Source organism: Streptomyces poriferorum (genome assembly GCF_019399235.1).
GTDB lineage: Bacteria > Actinomycetota > Actinomycetes > Streptomycetales > Streptomycetaceae > Streptomyces > Streptomyces poriferorum.
This window is the reverse complement of record NZ_JAELVH010000290.1, coordinates 1-7750: the sequence shown is the minus strand read 5'-3', so window position 1 is coordinate 7750 and position 7750 is coordinate 1. Positions and strand designations below refer to the sequence as shown.

General features: G+C 69.0%; 8 protein-coding genes. All 8 read right to left on the bottom strand.

The annotated features are described in order from the left end of the window. Positions 1 to 30: 30 nt before the first annotated feature. Entirely contained in the window at positions 31 to 1683 is a 1653-nt protein-coding gene (gene pgi / locus JGS39_RS33175) for a glucose-6-phosphate isomerase (RefSeq protein WP_219573460.1), read from the bottom strand. A gap of 173 nt (positions 1684 to 1856) precedes the next feature. After that, on the bottom strand, positions 1857 to 2192 hold the full coding sequence (locus tag JGS39_RS33170) for an RNA polymerase-binding protein RbpA (protein ID WP_078622699.1): 336 nt from the start codon (positions 2190 to 2192) through the stop codon (positions 1857 to 1859). Between the two features lie 108 nt (positions 2193 to 2300). After that, positions 2301 to 2537 carry a preprotein translocase subunit SecG gene (gene secG / locus JGS39_RS33165; RefSeq protein WP_018104607.1) on the bottom strand — a complete coding sequence of 79 codons (237 nt, stop codon included), beginning with the start codon at positions 2535 to 2537 and terminating at the stop codon, positions 2301 to 2303. Between the two features lie 109 nt (positions 2538 to 2646). Further along, positions 2647 to 3423, bottom strand: coding sequence for a triose-phosphate isomerase (gene tpiA / locus JGS39_RS33160; protein WP_136328652.1), 777 nt, complete (start codon positions 3421 to 3423; stop codon positions 2647 to 2649). Positions 3424 to 3429: 6 nt separating this feature from the next. Beyond that, complete coding sequence (locus JGS39_RS33155; protein ID WP_219573459.1) at positions 3430 to 4641, bottom strand: phosphoglycerate kinase; 1212 nt, start codon at positions 4639 to 4641, stop codon at positions 3430 to 3432. Between the two features lie 108 nt (positions 4642 to 4749). Next, the gene (gene gap / locus JGS39_RS33150) at positions 4750 to 5760 is read right to left on the bottom strand and encodes a type I glyceraldehyde-3-phosphate dehydrogenase (protein ID WP_219573458.1); all 1011 of its coding nucleotides are present in this window, start codon (positions 5758 to 5760) and stop codon (positions 4750 to 4752) included. A gap of 259 nt (positions 5761 to 6019) precedes the next feature. Then, the gene (whiA, locus tag JGS39_RS33145) at positions 6020 to 7009 is read right to left on the bottom strand and encodes a DNA-binding protein WhiA (protein ID WP_024494235.1); all 990 of its coding nucleotides are present in this window, start codon (positions 7007 to 7009) and stop codon (positions 6020 to 6022) included. Beyond that, positions 7000 to 7750, bottom strand: a 751-nt coding sequence (locus JGS39_RS33140; RefSeq protein ID WP_219573457.1) for a gluconeogenesis factor YvcK family protein, incomplete at its 5' end; no start/stop codon positions are given. The genes whiA and JGS39_RS33140, both read right to left, overlap by 10 nt.

Sequence of the window (7750 nt, the reverse complement as noted above, 5' to 3'; positions counted from 1 at the left end):
CAGCCCGCCCCCTCCCCCGTGGCCATCGGCTCAGCGCCCCCGGAGCTCGCGGTAGGCGGCGACGAGCGCGGCGGTCGAACTGTCCAGCTGTTCGGCGCCCTTGCCCTCGGTCAGTACCGGTTCGATCTTCTTGGCGAGGACCTTGCCGAGCTCGACGCCCCACTGGTCGAAGGAGTCGATGTTCCAGACGGCGCCCTGGACGAAGACCTTGTGCTCGTACAGCGCGATGAGCTGGCCGAGCACGGACGGGGTCAGCCGGTCGGCGAGGATCGTCGTCGTCGGGTGGTTGCCGAGGAACGTCTTGTGCGGCACCAGTTCCTCGGGGACGCCCTCGGCGCGCACCTCGTCCGGCGTCTTGCCGAAGGCGAGGGCCTGGGTCTGGGCGAAGAAGTTGGCCATCAGCAGGTCGTGCTGGGCGACCAGGCCGGGCAGCAGGGCGTCGACCGGCTCGGCGAAGCCGATGAAGTCGGCCGGGATGACCTTGGTGCCCTGGTGGATCAGCTGGTAGTAGGCGTGCTGACCGTTGGTGCCGGGGGTGCCCCAGACGACCGGACCGGTCTGCCAGTCGACCGGATTGCCGTCCCGGTCCACGGACTTGCCGTTGGACTCCATGTCGAGCTGCTGCAAGTACGCCGTGAACTTGGACAGATAGTGGCTGTAGGGCAGCACGGCGTGCGACTGGGCGTCGAAGAACGCGCCGTACCAGACGCCCAGCAGGCCCAGCAGCAGCGGGACGTTCTCCTCGGCCGGGGCGGTGCGGAAGTGCTCGTCGACGAGGTGGAAGCCGTCGAGCATCTCGCGGAACCGGTCCGGACCGATGGCGATCATCAGCGAGAGGCCGATGGCCGAGTCGTACGAGTAGCGGCCGCCGACCCAGTCCCAGAACTCGAACATGTTGGCGGTGTCGATGCCGAAGTCGGAGACCTTCTCCGCGTTCGTCGACAGGGCCACGAAGTGCTTGGCCACCGCGTCCTGATCCGCCCTCAGGCCGGTCAGGAGCCAGTCACGGGCCGAGGTGGCGTTGGTGATCGTCTCGATCGTGGTGAAGGTCTTCGACGCGATGACGAAGAGCGTCTCGGCCGGGTCGAGGTCGTGCACGGCCTCGTGCAGGTCGGCGCCGTCGACGTTGGAGACGAAGCGGAGGGTGAGCGAGCGGTCGGTGAAGGAGCGCAGCACCTCGTACGCCATCGCGGGACCGAGGTCGGAGCCGCCGATGCCGATGTTGACGATGTTCTTGATCGGCTTGCCGGTGTGGCCGGTCCACTCCCCGGACCTGACACGGTCGGAGAAGGCCGCCATCTTGTCGAGCACCGCGTGCACGGCGGGCACCACGTTCTCGCCGTCGGCCTCGATCACGGCATCGCGCGGGGCGCGGAGCGCGGTGTGCAGGACGGCGCGGTCCTCGGTGGTGTTGATCTTGTCGCCGCGGAACATCGCGTCGCGCAGCTCGGCGACCCCGGTGGCCCCGGCGAGTTCACGGAGCAGCCGGAGCGTCTCGTCGGTGACCAGCTGCTTGGAGTAGTCGACGTAGAGGTCACCGACGCGCAGGCTGTAATCCGTGCCGCGCTCGGGGGCGTCCGCGAACAGCTGTCGCAGATGGGTCTTCCCGAGCTGCTCACGGTGCTTGCCCAGCGCGGTCCATTCCGGCGTCTGGTTGAGCCTGGTTCGGCTTTGTGCGTTCATCCCGGACATCAGCCCACTTCTTCTCGTAACCGCAGTTCCCCGCTGCCCCACCAACTTAATTGATCAGGGCGGCGGACGGGACAACGGCGGGCTGCGGCACGGCAGAAGCGTTCCGGCCGGACACCCTGGGGGTGTCCGGCCGGTGAACAACTTCTACTGAGGCACGAGAGGTGTCAGATCTCGCCGCGGAGTTTGGCGAGGGCTTCCGCGAGGATCGCCTCACCGTCCGCGTCGCTGCGGCGCTCGCGCACGTACGCGAGGTGGGTCTTGTACGGCTCGGTGCGCGGCGGGTCCGGCGGGCTGTCCCGGTCCTGGCCGGCCGGGAATCCACAGCGCGGGCAGTCCCAGGTCTCCGGTACCTGCGCGTCATGGGCGAAGCTCGGCTGCGTCTCGTGCCCGTTCGAGCACCAGAAGGAGATGCGGGCCCGGGGCGCGGACTCGCCGCGCTCGGCCTCCCCCATCGGCCCCGCTCCGACCCGGCTTCCCCGGATCGCGTTGCCACTTGCCACGGTCGTAACTCCCTGCGTGATGGTGCTCGAAGATGCCCCAGTCTACGTAAGGCCCAACGCGCGTCCAGTGGTTGGAGTTACACCCTCACCGGAATCGCGTACGACGGGTCAGTTGTCCAGCTTGATGAGCAGACCGAGCACCACGATGCATGCGAACCAGCCCAGACCGACCACGACGGTGATCCGGTCGAGGTTGCGCTCGGCGACCGAGGAACCGCCGACGGAGGACTGCATTCCGCCACCGAACATGTCGGAAAGACCGCCGCCCTTCCCCTTGTGCATCAGCACCAGCAGCATCAGCAGCAGGCTGAAGACGATCAGGGCGATCTCGAACCCCAAAATCACGGCTGGTCCCTACTTTCCGGAATTCCTGACTGCATGTGCGAACAACGGGGGCCGGGAGGCTGCCCTCCTGGCCCCCGCAAGGGTACGACGGATCCGCGCTAGCGCATACTCACTGGTCGCGGAAGCGGACGATCTTGACGAACTCGTCGGCGTCCAGTGCGGCGCCGCCGATCAGCGCGCCGTCCACATCGGGCTGCGCCATGATCGCGGCCACGTTGCCGGACTTCACCGAGCCGCCGTACTGGATGCGGACCGCGTCGGCCAGCTCCTGCGAGTACAGCTCGGCGAGGCGGACGCGGATCGCACCGCAGACCTCCTGCGCGTCCTCGGGGGTGGCGACCTCGCCGGTGCCGATGGCCCAGACCGGCTCGTAGGCGATCACGATGGTCTCGGCCTGCTCGGCCGGGATGTCCTTCAGCGCGCCGTCGAGCTGGGCGAGCGTGTACGCGACCTGGTCACCGGCCTTGCGGATGTCCAGGCCCTCACCGACGCAGAGGATCGGGGTCAGGCCGTGCTTGTAGGCGGCCTTCACCTTGGCGTTGCAGACCTCGTCGGTCTCCGCGTGGTACTGGCGGCGCTCGCTGTGGCCGACGGCGACGAAGGTGCACTTCAGCTTGGCGAGCATGGGGCCGGAGATCTCACCGGTGTACGCGCCGGAGTCGTGCGCCGAGATGTCCTGGGCGCCGTACTTGATCTTCAGCTTGTCGCCGTCGACCAGCGTCTGCACGGAGCGCAGGTCGGTGAAGGGCGGCAGGACGGCGACCTCTACGGCGTCGTAGTCCTTGTCGGCCAGGGCGAAGGCGAGCTTCTGGACGTGGGCGATGGCCTCGAGGTGGTTGAGGTTCATCTTCCAGTTGCCCGCCATCAGCGGGGTGCGAGTGGTCATGAAAGGTCAGTCCTCCAGAGCGGCGAGGCCGGGAAGCGTCTTGCCCTCGAGGTATTCGAGGCTGGCACCGCCACCGGTCGAGATGTGTCCGAACGCGTTCTCGTCGAAGCCCAGGATGCGGACCGCGGCGGCGGAGTCGCCACCGCCGACCACGCTGAAGCCCGAGGAGTCGACGAGGGCCTGGGCGACGGCCCGGGTGCCCTCGGCGAAATCGGGGTGCTCGAAGACGCCCATCGGGCCGTTCCAGAAGACGGTGGCCGCGTCGGCGAGCTTCGATGCGTAGAGCTTGTTGGTCTCCGGGCCGTTGTCCAGTCCCATCTGGCCGACCGGCATGGCGTCGGCGGCGACGGTGGTGGGGTGGGCCGGGGCCTTGGTCTTGAGGTCGGGGAACGCCGGGGCGACCACGACGTCGACGGGGAGCACGAACTCCACGCCCTTCTCCTCGGCGCGCTTGAGGTACTCCCGCACGACCGGGATCTGGTCCTCCTGCAGCAGCGAGCTGCCGACCTCGTGGCCCTGGGCCTTGAGGAAGGTGTACGCCATGCCGCCGCCGATGAGGATGCGGTCGGCGCGCTCCAGGAGGTGGTCGATGACGCCGAGCTTGTCGGAGACCTTGGCGCCGCCGAGAACCACGGCGTACGGGCGCTGCACGTCGTCGGTGAGCTTCTTCAGGACGCCGACCTCGGTGGCGATCAGGTCGCCGGCGGCGTGCGGGAGCCGGGCCGGGAGGTCGAAGACCGAGGCGTGCTTGCGGTGGACGGCTCCGAAGCCGTCGCCCACGTACAGATCGGCGAGCTCGGCCAGCTGGTCGGCGAACGCGCCGCGCTCGGCGTCGTCCTTCGAGGTCTCGCCCGCGTTGAACCGGAGGTTCTCGATGACGGCGACCTGGCCGTCGGTGAGCGCGGCGACGGTGGCGCGGGCGGACTCGCCGACCGTGTCGGTCGCGAAGGCCACGTCGGTCCCGAGCAGCTCACCGAGGCGGGTGGCCGCGGGGGCCAGCGAGAACGCCGGGTCCGGGGCGCCCTTGGGACGGCCCAGGTGCGAGGCGACGACGACTCGGGCGCCGGCCTCGGCCAGCTTCGCCACGGTCGGCTGGACGGCGCGGATGCGGCCGTCGTCGGTGATGGTGGTGCCGCTGAGCGGCACGTTGAGGTCGGCGCGGACGAATACGCGCTTGCCGGTGACCCCTTCGGCGAGAAGTTCGTCGATCGTCTTCATCTGTCTGGACTCCTTGGAGGACGAGGGAGCATGCAGCGGGGCCCGAACGGCGCTGCGTTGCGCTGTTCGAGCCCCGTGCTCACATCGAGGTGCCTGCCGATCCGAGGATCAGAGCTGGCCGCCGACGAAGACGGTCAGGTCGACGAGGCGGTTGGAGTAACCCCACTCGTTGTCGTACCAGCCGAGGATCTTCACCGTGTTGCCCTCCTGGACCATGGTCAGGGAGGAGTCGAAGGTGCAGGACGACGGGTCGCTGACGATGTCCGAGGACACGATCGGGTCCTCGGTGTACGTCAGGAAGCCCTTCAGGTCGCCGTCGTCGGAGGCCTTCTTGAACGCGGCGTTGACCTCGTCCTTGGTGACCTCGCGCTGCAGCGTCACGACGAGGTCGGTGGCGGAACCGGTCGGAACCGGAACACGCATCGCGATGCCGTCGAGCTTGCCCTTGAGCTGGGGCAGGACCAGGGCGGTGGCCTTGGCGGCACCCGTCGTGGTCGGAATGATGTTCTCCGCCGCGGCGCGGGCGCGACGCAGGTCGGAGTGCGGGAAGTCCAGGATGCGCTGGTCGTTCGTGTACGCGTGGACCGTCGTCATCAGGCCCTTGACGATGCCGAAGTTCTCGTCGAGAACCTTGGCCATCGGCGCCACACAGTTGGTGGTGCAGGAGGCGTTGGAGATGACGTGGTGGTTGGCCGCGTCGTACTTGTCCTGGTTGACGCCCATCACGATCGTGATGTCCTCGTCCTTGGCCGGAGCCGAGATGAGGACCTTCTTCGCGCCGCCCGCGATGTGCTTGGCGGCGTCGGCCTTCTTGGTGAAGATGCCGGTCGACTCGATGACGATGTCGACGCCCAGCTCACCCCACGGGATGTCTGCCGGGTTGCGCTCCGAGAGCACCTTGATGGTGTGACCGTCGACGGTGATGGTGTCGGCGGTGTGGCTCACCTCTGCCTTGAGACGACCCAGAATGGTGTCGTACTTCAGCAGGTGGGCCGTGGTCGCAGTGTCACCCAGGTCGTTGACAGCCACGATCTCGATGTCCGCACCCTGCTCCAGCAGCGCGCGGAAGTAGTTACGACCGATGCGGCCAAAGCCGTTGATGCCTACGCGGATCGTCACGAACCGATCTCCTCGTTAGGTACGCCGGTTTTCGACGCCGGCGAGTTGTATGGGATGTCCCCGACCGCCTCCGACCCTACCTCTCCGAAGCCTCAGGGGTGACATCGAGCGGGGCCACAGGAACGACGGAAGCCCGTACTCCCCAGTAGGAGTACGGGCTTCCGGTTGCCCGGCCCCACTCGCTGCGACGATTACGCAGCGTCAACGCCCGCGGGTGCGCGGCGCGTTCCCCCGCAGCTCGTCGGCAGAGGGGCGCGGATCAGCCGACCAGGCCGTCGGCCAGCTCTTCGCTGAGAGTGGATTCCGTGCTCGGGATGCCGAGGTCCTGGGCCCGCTTGTCGGCCATCGCCAGGAGACGGCGGATCCGTCCGGCGACGGCGTCCTTGGTCAGCGGCGGGTCGGCGAGCGCGCCCAGCTCCTCCAGGGAGGCCTGCTTGTGCTCCATGCGCAGCCGTCCGGCCGCCGCGAGGTGCTCGGGGACCTCCTCGCCGAGGATCTCCAGCGCGCGTCCCACCCGGGCGCCCGCGGCGACCGCGGCCCGGGCGGACCGGCGGAGGTTCGCGTCGTCGAAGTTGGCGAGGCGGTTGGCGGTGGCGCGGACCTCGCGCCGCATCCGCCGCTCCTCCCAGGCCAGCACCGACTCGTGGGCGCCGAGCCGGGTGAGCAGCGCGCCGATGGCGTCGCCGTCCCGGACGACGACGCGGTCCACGCCGCGCACCTCACGGGCCTTCGCCGCGATGGAGAGCCTGCGGGCGGCGCCGACCAGCGCGAGCGCGGCCTCCGGGCCCGGGCAGGTCACCTCCAGAGAGGAGGAGCGGCCGGGCTCGGTGAGCGAGCCGTGGGCCAGGAAGGCCCCGCGCCAGGCGGCCTCGGCATCGCAGGTGGCCCCCGAGACCACCTGCGGGGGAAGTCCGCGGATGGGCCGGCCCCGGCCGTCCACCAGGCCGGTCTGGCGGGCCAGCTGGTCGCCGCCCGCCACCACGCGCACGACGTAGCGCGAGCCGCGCCGCAGCCCGCCGGGCGCCATCACGATCAGCTCCGAGCTGTGCCCGAAGATTTCGAGAATGTCCCGCTTGAGCCGGCGCGCCGCCATCGCGGTGTCCAGCTCCGCCTCGATCACAATCCGGCCGCTCACCAGGTGCAGCCCACCAGCGAACCGAAGAATCGCCGAGACTTCTGCCTTCCTGCAGCAGGTCCGGGTTACGGGAAGCCGAGAGATTTCGTCCTTCACCGCTGGCGTCATCGCCATGGGCCGATCCTTCCATGCATCCGAAAAATACGGTCGTACGCGGCAGCCAACAGCTCCGGATCATGAATCGGATCGCCGTCGGGTGAGGCCACGGGCGCCAGCTCGACCGCGGCGCCGAGCCGTTTTGCGGCATCGGCGAGGGACTCGCGGTCGGGCACGGCGGCCTCGTCGGCCAGCACCACGTCCAGGGCGAGTTTAGGGGCGTGTCGTCCCAAAACCTCCAAATGACGCTGCGGAGAGAAGCCATCTGTTTCACCGGGTTGCGGTGCGAGGTTCAGCGAGAGGACCTTCCGGGCCTTCGTCTCGATCAGCGCGTCCAGCAGATCGGGCACGAGCAGATGCGGAATGACCGAGGAGAACCAGGACCCGGGACCGAGCACCACCCAGTCCGCGTCCAGGACCGCGGCGACCGCCTCGGGAACGGCCGGCGGGTCGTGCGGAACCACGTGCACCGACTGGACCTCGCCCGGGGTGAGCGCCACGGTGGCCTGGCCGCGCACCGTGTCCACCCGGTCCGGATGGTCCGGGTCGTGCCCCTTGACGAGGGCCTGGAGCTCCAGCGGCACGGCGGACATGGGCAGCACCCGGCCGTGCGCGCCGAGGAGCTTGCCGACCAGGTCCAGGGCCTGCACGTGGTCGCCGAGCTGCTCCCACAGGGCGACGATCAGCAGATTGCCGACCGCGTGTTCGTGCAGGTCGCCCTTGGACTGGAACCGGTGCTGGATGACCTGGGCCCAGGTC

Coding starts and splice junctions, on each gene's coding strand:
- JGS39_RS33155 (WP_219573459.1), bottom strand. CDS start 4,641: ATGAAGACGATCGACGAACTTCTCGCCGAAGGGGTCACCGGCAAGCGC.
- pgi (WP_219573460.1), bottom strand. CDS start 1,683: ATGAACGCACAAAGCCGAACCAGGCTCAACCAGACGCCGGAATGGACC.
- whiA (WP_024494235.1), bottom strand. CDS start 7,009: ATGGCGATGACGCCAGCGGTGAAGGACGAAATCTCTCGGCTTCCCGTA.
- tpiA (WP_136328652.1), bottom strand. CDS start 3,423: ATGACCACTCGCACCCCGCTGATGGCGGGCAACTGGAAGATGAACCTC.